This window comes from Nocardioides panacisoli, assembly GCF_019448235.1.
Classification (GTDB): domain Bacteria; phylum Actinomycetota; class Actinomycetes; order Propionibacteriales; family Nocardioidaceae; genus Nocardioides; species Nocardioides panacisoli_A.
In genome coordinates, this window is sequence record NZ_CP080409.1 from 2,312,525 (window position 1) to 2,327,203 (window position 14,679).

13 protein-coding genes are annotated in these 14,679 nt (G+C 70.4%); 4 read left to right on the top strand and 9 right to left on the bottom strand.

Annotated features, from left to right (window positions below; all coding sequences use genetic code 11):
• Positions 1–45 precede the first annotated feature (45 nt).
• Together KUV85_RS11300 and KUV85_RS11305 are read right to left on the bottom strand one after the other, a co-directional pair.
• Positions 46–954: an Abi-alpha family protein gene (locus KUV85_RS11300; protein WP_219959995.1), complete on the bottom strand. Its 909-nt coding sequence runs from the start codon at positions 952–954 to the stop codon at positions 46–48.
• A gap of 16 nt (positions 955–970) precedes the next feature.
• On the bottom strand, positions 971–2,302 hold the full coding sequence (locus tag KUV85_RS11305) for a hypothetical protein (RefSeq protein WP_219959996.1): 1,332 nt from the start codon (positions 2,300–2,302) through the stop codon (positions 971–973).
• A 206-nt stretch (positions 2,303–2,508) separates the two neighbouring features.
• On the opposite strand from KUV85_RS11305, the gene KUV85_RS11310 reads away from it, so the two are divergent.
• Genes KUV85_RS11310 through betT form a run of 3 tightly spaced genes read left to right on the top strand, consistent with a single transcriptional unit; the run spans position 2,509 to position 7,813 of the window.
• Entirely contained in the window at positions 2,509–4,014 is a 1,506-nt protein-coding gene (locus KUV85_RS11310) for an aldehyde dehydrogenase family protein (RefSeq protein WP_219959997.1), read from the top strand.
• Entirely contained in the window at positions 4,011–5,780 is a 1,770-nt protein-coding gene (gene betA / locus KUV85_RS11315; RefSeq protein WP_219959998.1) for a choline dehydrogenase, read from the top strand. Before KUV85_RS11310 ends, betA begins: the two co-directional genes overlap by 4 nt.
• Positions 5,777–7,813, top strand: a complete 2,037-nt coding sequence (betT, locus tag KUV85_RS11320) for a choline BCCT transporter BetT (protein ID WP_219959999.1) — start codon at positions 5,777–5,779, stop codon at positions 7,811–7,813. The genes betA and betT overlap by 4 nt, the downstream gene beginning before the upstream one ends.
• Positions 7,814–7,826: 13 nt before the next feature.
• On the opposite strand, the gene KUV85_RS11325 is transcribed toward betT, so the two are convergent.
• From KUV85_RS11325 to dnaK, 4 genes are read right to left on the bottom strand one after another with little or no spacing between them, the layout of a single operon-like run.
• Positions 7,827–8,261 (bottom strand): heat shock protein transcriptional repressor HspR, encoded by a 435-nt coding sequence (locus KUV85_RS11325; protein WP_219960000.1) that lies wholly within the window; start codon positions 8,259–8,261, stop codon positions 7,827–7,829.
• Positions 8,261–9,439 carry a molecular chaperone DnaJ gene (gene dnaJ / locus KUV85_RS11330; protein ID WP_237690128.1) on the bottom strand — a complete coding sequence of 393 codons (1,179 nt, stop codon included), beginning with the start codon at positions 9,437–9,439 and terminating at the stop codon, positions 8,261–8,263. Before dnaJ ends, KUV85_RS11325 begins: the two co-directional genes overlap by 1 nt.
• A gap of 12 nt (positions 9,440–9,451) precedes the next feature.
• Complete coding sequence (gene grpE / locus KUV85_RS11335) at positions 9,452–10,117, bottom strand: nucleotide exchange factor GrpE (RefSeq protein ID WP_219960001.1); 666 nt, start codon at positions 10,115–10,117, stop codon at positions 9,452–9,454.
• Positions 10,114–11,973, bottom strand: coding sequence for a molecular chaperone DnaK (gene dnaK, locus KUV85_RS11340; RefSeq protein WP_219960002.1), 1,860 nt, complete (start codon positions 11,971–11,973; stop codon positions 10,114–10,116). Before dnaK ends, grpE begins: the two co-directional genes overlap by 4 nt.
• Positions 11,974–12,158: 185 nt before the next feature.
• On the opposite strand from dnaK, the gene KUV85_RS11345 reads away from it, so the two are divergent.
• Positions 12,159–13,004: an aldo/keto reductase gene (locus tag KUV85_RS11345; RefSeq protein ID WP_219960003.1), complete on the top strand. Its 846-nt coding sequence runs from the start codon at positions 12,159–12,161 to the stop codon at positions 13,002–13,004.
• Positions 13,005–13,070: 66 nt separating this feature from the next.
• Here the strand turns inward: KUV85_RS11345 and KUV85_RS11350 are convergent, their stop codons facing one another.
• The 3 genes from KUV85_RS11350 to KUV85_RS11360 are packed head-to-tail and all read right to left on the bottom strand — an operon-like array spanning position 13,071 to position 14,634.
• Positions 13,071–13,667, bottom strand: coding sequence for a hypothetical protein (locus tag KUV85_RS11350; RefSeq protein ID WP_219960004.1), 597 nt, complete (start codon positions 13,665–13,667; stop codon positions 13,071–13,073).
• Between the two features lie 39 nt (positions 13,668–13,706).
• Positions 13,707–14,141 carry a nuclear transport factor 2 family protein gene (locus KUV85_RS11355; RefSeq protein WP_219960005.1) on the bottom strand — a complete coding sequence of 145 codons (435 nt, stop codon included), beginning with the start codon at positions 14,139–14,141 and terminating at the stop codon, positions 13,707–13,709.
• Positions 14,142–14,145: 4 nt separating this feature from the next.
• Positions 14,146–14,634, bottom strand: a complete 489-nt coding sequence (locus tag KUV85_RS11360) for a nitroreductase family deazaflavin-dependent oxidoreductase (protein ID WP_219960006.1) — start codon at positions 14,632–14,634, stop codon at positions 14,146–14,148.
• Positions 14,635–14,679 lie beyond the last annotated feature (45 nt).

Genomic DNA, 14,679 nt, shown 5'->3' on the forward strand with positions numbered 1-14,679 from the left:
ACGTGCAGTGAATTCTCGGTGTCGAGAGACATCGATTTCTGCAGGTCAGGGGCGGGGTCGGTCCTTGCCGTCCGCATCCGGCGGCGCGGCGTGCTCGGGCAGGTCGCTCGCGGCCTCCTCGGCGTCGACCAGGGCCAGTCGGCAGAACTCCTCGCCGAACGGCGTCAGGTGGAGGCTGCGGCGCACGACCTTGGCGAACTTGACCGAGTGCAGGGCGTCGAGCACGTCCGGCTGCGCCTCCAACACCTGGTACTCCTGGTGGTCGGTCACGGGCTCCCGGGAGAACCAGACCAGCCCGAGTCGGAAGAGGTTGTGCAGGTAGGACGGCACGTGCTCGAGGTAGCGCACCCCGGCACGGGGGCCGATCATCTGGAGCCCCGGCGCGATGAGCTGGCTGCTGACCATCCCGGTCAGTCCACCGGTGCGGATGTCGACACTGGGTTGGGGGCCGCCGCGCAGCAGGAGGAGCAGGATCCGCCCCTCGTCGGGCGCGAGCTCGTCGAGGATCCGGTCGAAGGCGGGGTGCCGGTCGTCGGTGCTCCACACGTCGCGCGAGCGGTGCAGCAGGTCCTCGCCCCGTTCACGCAGCGTCTGCGGCCGGTTGGCCAGGACCTCACCGTTGACGGCCACCGGACGGTCGGAGACCGCGCCGAGTGCCTCGCCGGCGTTGAGGAGTGCCTTCGCGACTGGCGTACCGTCCGCGACCTGACGGGCGAGGTCGCCGACGGTGCCGACGTACTGCCCGACGTCGTGGACCAGCGAGGCCGCCTCGTTGCGGTCCGTGACCGCCTTGCCGACGCGGAACCAGCTCCTGGCCGTGGTGCGCAGGCCCCACTCCGCGGTGTGCAGGGCGGCGGCGCCGGCGACGCGGGCCAGCCCGGGCACGGAGTCGACCACGTTGTACTCCCGGACGGCGGGCAGCCGCGACGGGTCGCCGTACTCGTCCTCGCTCATGACGCCTGCCCCTCTCTCACGGCGGGAACCCCGGGATCAGCCCCCAGTTGTAGATGGCGACGTGGAGGAAGCCACCGGCGGCCCCCATGACGGCACCGTGGGCGTAGAGCATCCACTCGTCCTCCTTGATGGCGGCGCGCATCATCTCCACGAAGTCCCGCGGCGGCAGCTCCTTGGTACGCCGCGCCAGCAGGCCCTGGATCTTGTCCGACTGCCGCGCGGAGAACTCCGGGTCCTTGAAGGGGGTGATGGTGCGCCCGACGGCCTGCCGGGTGACGCCCTCGCGGATGTTGTCGAAGCGCTCCCCGCCCAGCGCCACACGGACCGCGCCCCGCATCGGGCCGGCCGCCCGATCGATGGCCGGCCGCAGGGCGTCGGCGAGCATCTGGCGCGTGCGGTCGCCGCGAGGACCGTCCATCAAGAAGTCACCGATCCGCTCCAGGGTGATGACGTCGTCGGCGATGATCCGCGCATAGACCTCGGCGCACTGGTCCTGGCGGCGCAGGAACAGGCCCTGCACCTTGATGCCCAGGATGCGCTTGGGCTCGGGCGGGTCGAAGATCAGCCACATCCCCAGCAGGTTGGTGATCCAGCCGACCACCACGCCGAGGATGGGCAGCAGCCACCAGATGTGCCAGGTCTGGTCGACGATCGCCACCGGGATGCCGAGCGCGAAGCCGAAGATGAAGCCGAACGCGACCATCAGGTTGAGCTCGCGCTGACCGACGTCGCGGAAGACGCGGACCACCAGCTCGGGGTTGTTGCGGAAGTGGTCGATGACCATGATCTTCGGGTCGAGCAGCTGGTCGATGTGGACGCCGATCTCGTCGGTGATGCGTCCGATGAGCTCGGGGAGCTGGGCCTGGACCCGGTCGATGATGGCCTGCTTGGCCGCCGGCGGCAGGTCGCGCCACAGCCGCGGGTGTTCCTCACGCATCACCTCGTCGACGATGTCGGGCAGCTCGGGGCGGAACATCGCCACGATGTGCTCGGCGATCTGGTCGGGCTCGAGCTGCTGGTAGAACTCCGCCGGCGTGCCGAGCTTGGCGATGACCTTGTCGACGGCGATGCTGCCCATCTTCGCGGCGCGCGCCGGCACGATGCCCTGCCAGCCGAGACGCCCCTCGGGCCAGCCGGGGACCTCCTGCAGCTTGCGCGGGAACAGCGTGACCGCCTCACGCCAGCCGGGGATCGCGACGCCGTAGAACCGGATCGGGCTGAAGAGCATCCAGAGTCCCGACCAGTTGATCAGCCAGCCGACGACGCCGGTGAAGACCGGGATCGATGCGAACGCGAACCAGTCGACGTGCGCCGCCCAGTCGGCCAGCCACCCCAGCACTGCGTCCACGTCACATCCCCTTCGCCTCGCCCGTCACCCCATGTCACACCAACAACGGGACAGTGCGAGGTTAGTGCCGCGCGGAGCGCCGGGGACAGCGATCCGCCGTACGGACCGCGGACGACGCGTCGACCCCACGGGGCACGCGACGCCGTCGACGGTGGACGGACCGGCGCCCGCGGGGCAAGATGACAATCACAACCTCAGAGGGGCCCATGGACACGATCTTCATCGCCGGCACCTGGCGGCCGGCAGACGACTCGGGGACCAGGACCATCCGTTGCCCCGCCGACGGTCGCGAGGTCGCGACGGTGGCGGAGGGAACGGCGGCCGATGCGCGTGCGGCGGTCGCCGCGGCGCGCTCGGCCTTCGACGACGGGCCGTGGCCGCACACGCCCACGGCCGACCGGGCGGACCTGCTGCGTCGCCTCGCCGACCGGCTCGAGGCGGAGAAGGACCACGTCGCGGAGCTGGAGTCACTCGACACCGGCAAGCGCTTCGTCGAGGCGCAGATCGACATGGACGACATCATCAGCGTCTTCCGGCACTTCGCCGACCTCGCCGCGAACGACGCCGGCCGGGTCGTCGACACCGGGGTGCCCGAGGTACGCAGCCGCGTGGTCCACGAGCCGGTCGGGGTCTGCACCCTGATCACCCCGTGGAACTTCCCGCTGCTGCAGACGGCCTGGAAGGTCGCGCCGTGCCTCGCGGCGGGCAACACCTTCGTCCTCAAGCCCAGCGAGCTGACCCCCAGCACCTGCATCTGGCTGCTGCGGACCCTCGCCGACCTGGGCCTGCCCGACGGGGTGGGCAACCTGGTGCTGGGGACCGGCGCCGAGGTCGGCGCGGCCCTCGTCGAGGACCCGGCCGTCGATCTCGTCTCCTTCACCGGCGGGCTCCACACCGGCCGGGTGATCATGGCCAGCGCCGCGGCGACGGTGAAGAAGGTCGCCCTGGAGCTGGGCGGCAAGAACCCCAACGTGATCTTCGCCGACGCCGACCTGCCGGCCGCGATCGACAACGCCCTCACCGCAGTGTTCCTGGACTCGGGCCAGGTCTGCTCCGCCGGCACCCGGCTCATCGTGGAGTCCAGCATCCACGACCGGGTGGTGGACGAGCTGGTCGAGCGCGCACGCGGCATCCGGCTGGGCGCGCCGTTCGACGACCAGGCCGAGGCAGGCCCGCTCATCAGCGCCGAGCACCGGGACAAGGTCGCGCAGTACGTCGCCGACGCCGTCGAGGACGGGGCCGACCTGCGCTGCGGCGGTGGCCCACCCGAGGGGGCGGAGTACGACGACGGCTTCTACTACCTGCCCACGATCCTGGACCACTGCGCCGCCGACATGCGGTGCGTGCAGGAGGAGTCCTTCGGCCCGGTGCTGACGGTGGAGACCTTCGAGGGTGCCGACGGTGACCGCGCCGAGGAGGCTGCGGTCAGCCTGGCCAACGACACCATCTACGGCCTGGCGGGCGCCGTGTGGACCGAGAACGCCGGACGGGCCGAACGGGTGGCGGCCCGGATGCGGCACGGCACGATCTGGATCAACGACTTCCACCCCTACGTGGCCGGCGCCGAGTGGGGCGGCTTCAAGCAGTCCGGGGTCGGCCGCGAGCTCGGCGTGGCCGGGCTGGAGGAGTACCGCGAGACCAAGCACGTGTGGCACAACACCCGTCCCGCGCCGGCTGACTGGTTCGTCGACCGCAGAGGAGGAGCACGATGAAGTCCTACGACGTCGTGATCGTCGGCGGCGGCTCGGCCGGGTCCGCCCTGGCCAACCGGCTGTCGTCCGACCCGCACACCAGCGTGCTGGTGCTCGAGGCGGGCCGCAACGACTCGATCCTCGACCCGTTCATCCACATGCCGGCAGCGCTTCCCTACCCGATCGGCAACCGGCTGTACGACTGGAAGTACGAGTCCGAGCCCGAGCCCCACATGGGCGGCCGCCGGGTCTACCACGCCCGCGGCAAGGTGCTCGGCGGCTCCAGCTCGATCAACGGCATGATCTTCCAGCGGGGCAACCCGATGGACTTCGAGCGGTGGGCCGGCGACGCCGGCATGGAGCACTGGGACTACGCCCACTGCCTGCCCTACTTCCGGCGGATGGAGACCTGCCTCGCCGGTCCGGACGCCTGGCGCGGCGGCTCCGGCCCGCTCGTGCTCGAGCGCGGGCCCGCGACGTCGCCGCTGTTCGGCGCCTTCCTGGAGGCCGTGCAGGAGGCGGGCTACCCGTTGACCGACGACGTCAACGGCTACCGGCAGGAGGGCTTCGCCAAGTTCGACCGCAACGTCCACCGCGGGCGGCGGCTCTCCGCCGCGCGGGCCTACCTCCACCCGGTGGAGCACCGCAAGAACCTCGACGTCGAGACCCGTGCCTTCGTCACCGGGCTGCGGATGGAGGGCACGCGCTGCACCGGTGTCGACTACGTGCGCGCGGGCAAGCTGGAGCGCTCGGTCACCGCGGGTGAGGTGATCCTGTGCGGCGGTGCCTTCAACAGCCCGCAGCTGCTGCAGCTCGCCGGCATCGGCGACGCCGAGCACCTGGCGAGCGTCGGCGTCGCTCCCCGGCTCGACCTGCCCGGCGTGGGCGCGAACCTGCAGGACCACCTCGAGGTGTACGTGCAGCACGCGGCACGGCAGCCCGTCTCGATCGCCCCCTGGTTGGCGCACCACCACAAGCCGCGGATCGGCGCGGAGTGGCTATTCGGTCGCCGCGGCGTCGGGGCGTCGAACCACTTCGAGGCCGGTGGCTTCATCCGGAGCAACGACGAGGTCGGCTGGCCGAACCTGATGTTCCACTTCCTGCCGATCGCGATCCGCTACGACGGCAGCAAGCCCGCCGAGAGCGACCACGGCATCCACGGCTACCAGGTCCACATCGGCCCGATGTACGCCGACACCCGCGGCTCGCTGCGCATCCGCTCCAACGATCCGCGCGAGCACCCGGCGATCCAGTTCAACTACCTCTCCACCGAGAACGACCGCCGCGAGTGGGTCGAGATGGTGCGCGCCGCACGCACCATCCTGGAGCAGCCGGCGTTCGCCGCCTTCAGCGGCGGCGAGATCTCCCCCGGGCCCGAAGTGTCCACCGACGAGGAGATCCTCGACTGGGTGGCGCGCGACGCCGAGACGGCACTGCACCCCTCGTGCACCGCGAAGATGGGCACCGGCGAGGACGCGGTCGTCGACCCGGAGACGATGCGGGTGCACGGGACCCAGGGATTGCGCGTCGTGGACGCCTCCGTGTTCCCCTACGTCACCAACGGCAACATCTACGCCCCCGTGATGATGGTCGCGGAGAAGGCGGCGGACCTGATCGCCGGCAACACGCCACTGCCGCCGCTGCCCGACGTGCCGTGGTACCGCCACGGCCGGGGCGACCCGCCGTACCCGCCCGGTGATCCCCGCAACGACGCCTGGGACGCGACGACCGAACCACCGAGTGCAGCAGCCGCCGAGGCCGCGCACAGGACAGGAGAGACGTCATGAGCATCGACACCGACCCCGTCGAACCACGCGCGGCGAGCCGCGACGACCACAGCGGCGGGCCACCGGCGCGATGGCCGGTCTTCCTGTCCTCGGTCGTCGGGATCAGCCTGATGGCGATCTGGGCGATCGTGGCGCCGGGCAACGCCGAGAGCACGATCTTCACCGTCGTGGACAAGGTGACCACCGGGTTCGGCTGGTTCTACATCCTGCTCGCGACGGTGATCCTGGGCTTCGTGCTGTTCCTGGGCATCTCCCGCTACGGGCACGTCCGGCTCGGTCCTGACCACTCGCGCCCGGAGTACTCGACCTTCGCCTGGGCCTCGATGCTCTTCGCGGCCGGCATCGGCACCGACGTGATGTTCTTCTCCGTCGTCGAGCCGGTGACGCAGTACGTCGCTCCCCCGTCGGGCGGGGCCGAGGCCGAGTCGGTCGAGGCGGCCCGCGAGGCGACGGTGTGGACGCTGTTCCACTACGGGATCACCGGCTGGGCGATGTATGCGCTGATGGGGCTGGCACTGGCGTACTTCGCCTACCGGCTCAACCTGCCGCTCGCCGTCCGCTCCGCGCTCCACCCGATCCTCGGGTCGAAGATCAACGGGCCGATCGGGCACGCCGTGGACACCGCCGCCGTGCTCGGCACCGTCTTCGGCGTCGCCACGAGCCTCGGCATCGGCGTGGTCTTCCTCAACGTCGGCCTCAACGTGCTGTTCGGGATCGGCGTCGGCACCGGCGCGCAGATCGCGCTCGCCGCACTCGCCGTCGGCATGGCCGCCGTGTCGGCGACGACGGGCGTCGACAAGGGCATCCGGATGCTGTCCCAGCTCAACGTGATCCTCGCGCTCGGCCTGGCCGGCTGGGTGCTGCTCACCGGCAAGACGACGTTCATCCTCAACGCCATCGTGATGAACGTGGGCGACTTCGTGCGCACCTTCCCCGCGAAGACGACCGAGACGTTCGCCTTCGTCGACAACGCCGAGTGGATGTCGCTGTGGACGCTGTTCTTCTGGGCGTGGTGGATCGCCTGGGCGTCCTTCGTGGGCCTCTTCCTGGCCCGGATCTCGCGGGGCCGCACCATCCGGCAGTTCGTGGCCGGGACGATGATCATCCCCTTCACCTACATCGTGATGTGGATCAGCATTTTCGGCAACGCCGCCATCGACCGCGTCCGCGGTGGCGACACGAGCTTCGCCGAGGAGGCGCAGCAGTACGACGGCGCCGGCTTCTACACGCTGCTCCAGCAGTACCCCGCCTCGGGCGTGGTCATCACGCTCGCCTTCATGGTCGGGCTGCTGTTCTACGTCACCTCCGCCGACTCCGGCGCGCTGGTGACGGGCAACCTGAGCTCGGACCTGCGGTCGGTGCACGACGACGCCGCCCCGTGGATGCGGATCGTGTGGGCCTCGGTCACCGGCGTACTCACCATCTCGATGCTGCTGGTCGGCGGGATCCTGGCGCTGCAGTACGCCACGATCATCTTCGCGGTGCCGTTCGCGATCGTGCTGATCCTGGTGATGTGGGGACTGGCCCGCGCACTCCGCGTCGAGGGACGGCGGGCGGACTCCGCCGACCACCACCTGCCGGCGCTGCTCTCGGCACGGTCCGAGCACGAGGGAGGGCGCGGTGCCTGGCGCACCCGCCTCGCCCGAGCGGTCAGCTTCGTGGCCCCCGAGGACGCCACGCGGCATCTGACCACGGTGATCCACCCCGCCCTGGAGGCCGTGGCCGTGGAACTCACCGAGCGGTCGGTGACCGCGAGTGTCACCACCGGCGACGCCGAGGACGGCTCGCCGTGGGTGGAGCTGCGCAGCGACGCCGACACCCACCCGTTCGTCTACCGGGTGCAGCTCGACGTGGCGCCGGTGCCGACGTACGGCGGCCGCGTGCTGGGAGACCGCGACCGGTACGGCCGGCTCGAGGTGCACCTGGGCGATGGCGGCCAGGACTACGACGTCATGGGCTACACCGAGACCCAGGTGATCCACGACTGCCTGGACCAGTACGAGCAGCACCTGGCCTTCCTGCGGCTGGAGTGAGCCGGCAGGAGCACTAGGAGCGGCCGCGGCGCCAGACCACCAATGACTGGCTCGGCGCCGCGGTCCGCAGCACCGGCAGGGTGTTCGGGGCGCTCGCCGGACGGGTGCTCATCGTCTGGCGCAGCACCTCCTTGGCGGCGTCGAGCTCCGCGGCGAGCTCGGCGTTCTGCGCCCGCAGCGCCGCCACCGTGTGCTCCAGCTCCAGGATGCGGCGCACGCCCTCGATGCCGATGCCGGACGAGGTGAGCTCGGCGATGCTGCGCAGCAGCTCGACGTCGGTCGAGGAGTAGCGGCGACCACCGCCACCGGTGCGACGGGGCGTGATGAGCCCCATGCGCTCGTACGTGCGCAGCGTCTGCGGGTGGAGGCCGCTGAGCTCGGCGGCCACACTGATCACGAAGACGGCGGCGTCCGGGGCCGGGTCCACCGGTCCGCGCGGGCCGACCATCACTGCTCACCCTCGGCGAAGAGGTTGCCGCGCAGCCGCGCGTCGGCCGTCGTGGCGGCGTACGCCTCGAGCGCCTGGCGGGCATCGTCGGTGAGCGAGCCGGGCACCTGCACCTCCACGGTGGCGAGCAGGTCGCCGCGACTGCCGTCGGGCTTCTTCGCGCCCCGACCGCGCACCCGGAACGTGCGGCCGGTGGGCGTGCCGGCGGGCACCTTGACCGTGACCGGGGTGCCGCCGAGTGTCGGCACCTTGATCTCGGCACCGAGCGCCGCCTCGGGGAAGGAGATCGGCACCTCGACCGTCAGGTGGTCGCCCTTGCGACCGAAGACCCGGTGGGTGGCGACCTTGACGGTGACGAACAGGTCGCCGGACGGGCCGCCGTTCTCCCCCGGCGCGCCCTTGCCGCGCAGCCGGATGCGCTGGCCGTCCTTGACCCCGGCGGGGATCTTGGCCTGGATGGTGCGGGTGTTCTTGCCACGGCCGGATCCGAAGCAGGTCGGGCACGCCTCGTCGTAGACGAACTGGCGACCGCCACACGCCGGGCACGGCTCGTTCATCGAGAACGCGCCGCCCAGCGAGGCGACGACGTACCCGCTCCCCTCACAGGTGGGGCACGTGTGCGGACTGCTGCCCGGCTTGCCGCCGGACCCCGAACACGTCGCGCACGGGCCGTCGGAGGAGATCCGCAGCGAGACCGTCACACCGTCCAGCGCGTCGGTGAACCCGATCGTCGTGGAGGTCTCCAGGTCCGCACCCCGGGCGGGCCGCGGGCGGCGACGGGCACCGCCGCCGCCCCCGAACCCGCCGAAGAGGTCGCCGAACAGGTCGCCGAAGCCACCGGCCCCGCCGCCCTGCTGGCGCATCATGTCCTCGAAGTTGACCCCGCCGGCACCGCCGCCGAAGCCACCGCCGGGGTAGCCGCCGCTGGCGAAGAGCTCCTTCGCCTCGTCGTACTTCTTGCGCTTGGCGGGGTCACCGACGACGTCGTACGCCTCGGCGACCGCCTTGAACTTGTCGTGCTTGGCGGTGTCGTCGGGGTTGGAGTCGGGGTGGTTGGCGCGCGCGAGCTTGCGGTAGGCCTTCTTGATCTCGTCCTGGGAGGCCGACTTCGCCACGCCCAGGTCGGCGTAGTAGTCCTTGTGCGCCCACTCGGGACGGATCTCCTGGTCCTGGCTCACGCGCGCCTCCCCTCACTCCTCGTTCTCGACGACTTCCTCGGCCGGCTCCTCCGGCTGGGTGGACTCTCCGGACGGCGACTGCGCCGGGGCCGGCTGGTCACCCTCCTCAGGATCCACCACCAGCACCTGCGCGGCCCGCACGACACGGTCGCCGATGCGGTAGCCGCTCTTGGCGATCACCTTGCAGGTGGTGACACTGACTTCCGGGTCGGTGCCGATGTGGGACAACGCCTCGTGCAGCGTCGGGTCGAACTCGTCCCCGACGGTGCCGAACCGCTCCAGGCCCCGGTCGGCCACGATCCGCTCGAGCTGGTCGGCCACGGCCTTGAAGCCGCCCTCCAGCTCACCGTGCTCACGCGCCCGGTCGATGGTGTCGAGCACCTCGACGATCGGAGTGAGCGCGGCGAACGTGGCGTTCTCCCGGACCTGCTCCCGGTCACGCTCGACCCGGCGGCGGTAGTTGGCGTACTCCGCCTGGAGCCGCTGGAGGTCCGCGGTGCGCTCGGCGAGCGCCTGCTCGGCCTCGGTCACCGGGTCGCCGCCGGCGGGCTGGTCCTCCTCGACCGCCGCGACGTCCTGCGGCTCGACCGGGGCGCCTTCCTCGACCATGTCGTCCACGCCGCTGGTGCCCGGGTGGTCCGGGCCCGGCGACGTGGGCTCCTGCTCGGCGTCGGTCACTTGTCCTCGCTCTCGGACGAGGTGTCCTCCTCGTCCACGATCTCGGCGTCCACGACGTCCTCGTCGCCCTCACCGGTGGCCCCGGTCGTCCCGCCGGCGGCGGACTCGTCGGCCTCGGCGGCGGCGTACATCGCGGCGCCCATCTTCTGGCTGGACTCCCCGAGCTTGCTCACGCCGGCGTTGATGTCCTCGGCGGTGGCGTCCTCGTTCTCCAGCGTCTTCTTCAGCTCCTCGACGTCGGCGCCGACCTCGGTCTTGACGTCCTCGGGCAGCTTGTCACCGTTGTCCTCGAGGAACTTCTCGGTGGAGTAGACGAGCTGGTCGGCGGAGTTGCGCGCCTCGACGGCCTCCTTGCGGGCGGCGTCCTCGGCGGCGTACTCCTCGGCCTCCTTGACCATCCGGTCGATCTCGTCCTTGCCGAGCGCCGAGCCACCGGAGATGGTCATCGACTGCTCCTTCTCCGAGGCCTGGTCCTTCGCGGTCACGTGGACGATGCCGTTGGCGTCGATGTCGAAGGTGACCTCGATCTTCGGCACACCACGCGGCGCCGGGGGCAGCCCGGTGAGCTCGAAGTTGCCCAGGGGCTGGTTCTGGGCCCACATCGGGCGCTCGCCCTGCGCCACCTTGATCTCGACCGACGGCTGGTTGTCGTCGGCGGTGGAGAAGATCTCGCTCCGCTTGGTCGGGATCGTGGTGTTGCGCTCGATCAGCGTGGTCATCACGCCACCCTTGGTCTCGATGCCCAGGCTCAGCGGGGTGACGTCGAGGAGCAGCACGTCCTTGACCTCACCCTTGAGGACACCGGCCTGCAGCGCGGCACCGACCGCCACGACCTCGTCGGGGTTGACGCCCTTGTTGGGCTCCTGACCACCCAGCAGCTCCTTGACCGTCTCGGTGACGGCCGGCATGCGGGTGGAACCACCCACGAGGACCACGTGGTCGATCTCGCCGACCTTGACGCCGGCGTCCTTCAGAACGCTCTGGAACGGCGCCTTGGTGCGGTCGAGCAGCGACTCGGTGAGGCGCTGGAACTCCGCGCGGGTCAGCTTCTCCTCGAAGTGGAGCGGGCCGGACTCGCCGTGGGTGATGTAGGGCAGGTGGATCGTGGTCTCCGAGGAGGAGGACAGCTCGATCTTGGCCTTCTCGGCGGCCTCCTGAAGGCGCTGCGCGGCGATCTTGTCCGCGGCGAGGTCGACGCCGTTGTTGTCCTTGAACTTCTTGACCATCCACTCGACGACCGCGTTGTCCCAGTCGTCACCACCGAGGTGGTTGTCACCGGAGGTCGCCTTGACCTCGACGACGCCCTCGCCGATCTCGAGCAGCGACACGTCGAAGGTGCCGCCACCGAGGTCGAAGACCAGGATGGTCTGGTCGTCGCCCTTGTCCAGGCCGTAGGCCAGGGCGGCCGCGGTCGGCTCGTTGACGATGCGCGAGACGTTGAGGCCCGCGATCTCGCCGGCCTCCTTGGTGGCCTGCCGCTGGGCGTCGGAGAAGTACGCCGGGACGGTGATGACCGCGTCGGTGACGTCCTCGCCGAGGTAGGCCTCGGCATCCCGCTTCAGCTTCTGCAGCACGAAGGCGCTGATCTGCTGCGGGGTGAAGTCCTTGTCGTCGATCTCGGTCTTCCAGTCGGTGCCCATGTGGCGCTTGACCGAGCGGATGGTCCGGTCGACGTTGGTGACGGCCTGGCGCTTGGCGACCTCGCCGACCAGCACCTCGCCGCTCTTGGAGAAGGCCACGACGGACGGCGTCGTACGGGCACCCTCCGCGTTGGCGATCACGGTGGGCTCGCCGCCCTCGAGGACGGAGACCACGGAGTTGGTGGTACCCAGGTCGATACCGACTGCACGTGCCATGGGATGAACTTCCTTTCCGAAAGGTTCCGGGGTGACTCACAAGTTTGTTGAGTGGTGTGCACTCAAGTCTGCCACTGGGCACAACGGCGGACCAACCCGGGTTGTTCCCGACGCGCTCAACGTTGTCGCGTCGGCGCCTGCGGAGCGCAGGAATGGTGTCACCACCCCCGGTGTTGGCTGTGGGTATGACTGTTCCTTCGATTCCCCTGAACGACGGCACGTCCATCCCCCAGCTCGGCTTCGGCACCTTCCAGGTCCCGCCGGAGGACACCGAGAAGGTGGTGACCGCGGCCCTCGAGGCCGGCTACCGCCACATCGACACCGCCCAGATGTACGGCAACGAGGCCGAGGTCGGCGCGGCCATCGCCGCGTCCGGGATCCCGCGCGACGAGCTGTACGTCACGACCAAGCTCAACAACAACTCCCACGCCACCGACGACGTACGCCGCACCTTCGACGAGTCGCTGGCCAAGCTCGGCCTGGACCACGTGGACCTGTTCCTCATCCACTGGCCGCTGCCGACCCGCTACGACGGTGACTACGTCTCGACCTGGGAGGCCATGCTCGCGTTGCGCGAGGACGGTCGCCTCCGCTCCGCCGGCGTCTCGAACTTCCAGCCGGCGCACCTGGAGCGGATCGTCGAGGCGACCGGCACCGCGCCGGTGGTCAACCAGATCGAGGTGCACCCCTTCTTCGCCAACGAGGCGGCACGGTCCGGTTCGGCCGCGGTCGACGCCCGCGTCGAGGCCTGGGCGCCGATCGCGCAGGGCAAGGTCCTCGACGACCCGACGATCGCGAAGGTCGCCGAGGAGACCGGCAAGTCCGCTTCGCAGGTGACCCTGCGGTGGCACCTGCAGCGCGGCGACATCGTGTTCCCGAAGACGATGTCGGCCGAGCGGGCGGCGCAGAACTTCGACGTCTTCGACTTCGAGCTCAGCGCCGACCAGATGGCCACCATCGACGGCCTCGACCAGGGCGCCGAGGGGCGCATCGGTCCGGACCCGGACACGATGGACTGGATCCCCGACTGAGGCCGAGGCTGACACGCCAGGACGACGCCCGGGGTCGGGCGGGCCACCGGCCCGCTCGGCCCCGCGTCAGTTCCCGACGGTGACCTTGACCGGGTTCGAGGTGACGTCCGCCTTCCGATCGACCATCCGGAACCGGTTGGGGCCGTTGACCCCGGTCTGCACGTAGGTGGAGAACGTCTCGTTCGACACCGCCGCGGTGACGGGGAAGTCCTGCCACGACCCGTTCTCGAAGCGCTGCACCTGGAGCACGACCCCTTCACCGCCGGGATAGACGCCGGTGAGGTCGATCCGGTCGAAGTTGCCGACCTGGGTCTGACCGGCCGAGAGCGAGATCTCGCCGTCCTTGTCGCTCTCCTCCTCCGTCGGTTCGGAGGACTCCTCCGACGCCGATGCGGAGGCCGAGCTGGACCCGTCCTCGGCCGGCGGGGAGAACAGCGTGATGGCGGGCCCGCTCGGCCCGTCGGTCGCCTGGATCGGCGGGATGGAGAGCCGCTCCTGCTGCGCCGTGGAGCCACCGTCGTCGTCGCCACCACCGAAGCCGAGGAACTGCAGGCCGACGAAGGCCACGACGGCCAGCACGAGCCCCACGGCGACCGAGACGGCCACGAGCGCGACCAAGCCGTTGCGGACGGCTCGCTGCGGGCGCTCGTCGAGGTCACTCATGTCGACATTGTTGATGAGACCGCCAAACCGGCGAAATCCTCAGAAGCCCCGGGTCCAGACGACTTCCTCGCGCAGCCGGCGTGAGCGCCAGCCCTGCGGCGTACGGACCAGGCGGTGGTGGTAGCGCCCGCCGACCTCGACGACTCGCTCGGCATCACCGTCGACCACCCGCATCGGGTTGTGGAAGTACGCCGTCACGACGGCCTCGTCGCGACTCCCGCCCTCGGGGAACTCGACCACGACCTGGCCCAGCGTGTGCAGGTAGCGCTGGGAGAAGAGCGGGAGGTTGGCGGCCAGCCACTCCTTGACGACCGGGTAGGCGTCGGCGATGCCCCCGGACTCGGTGTAGTCGACGTGGGCGTCGGACGTGAAGACCGTGTCGAGCCGGTCCCACTCCTGGGCGTCCACCGCAAGCGTGTACCGCGCGAGCAGGTCGTTGATCTCGGCCCGGTCGGCGAGCTCGGCGAGGTCCATCTGCTCAGGCCCGGGACTCGAGGACGACGACGGGGATCTCCCGGTCGGTCCAGGCCGCGTAGTTGTCGAAGTCGGCGTACAGCTCGACCAGCCGGGGCCAGAGTGCCGCCCGCTCGGCCGGCTCGGTGACCCGGGCACGCACGGGGTGGCGGCCGCGGCGGGGCAGGTGGATCTCGGTCTCGGGGTTCGCCCGCAGGTTGTGGTACCACTGGGGGTGCCGGGGCAGCCCGCCCTGGGAGGCGACGACGACGTACTGGTCGCCGTCGTCGAGGAAGAGCAGCGGCGTCGTGAACCGCTGCCCGCTCTTGCGGCCCACGTGGTCGAGCAGCAGTACCGGGACCGGCTTCTTCCATCCCGCACCGATGCGCCATTTCGCGCCGAGGCGGCCGTTGGTGGCGCGGAAGGCGGCGACGTTGAGCCTCGCGCCGTACTTGATGAGCTTCGCGGTGACCGGGGAGTCCAGTCCCTTGGGCTTCTCGGAGGGCATCGCCATGGCAGCACTCTGGCAGACGGCGGTGGCAGAAATCTAGAACACGTT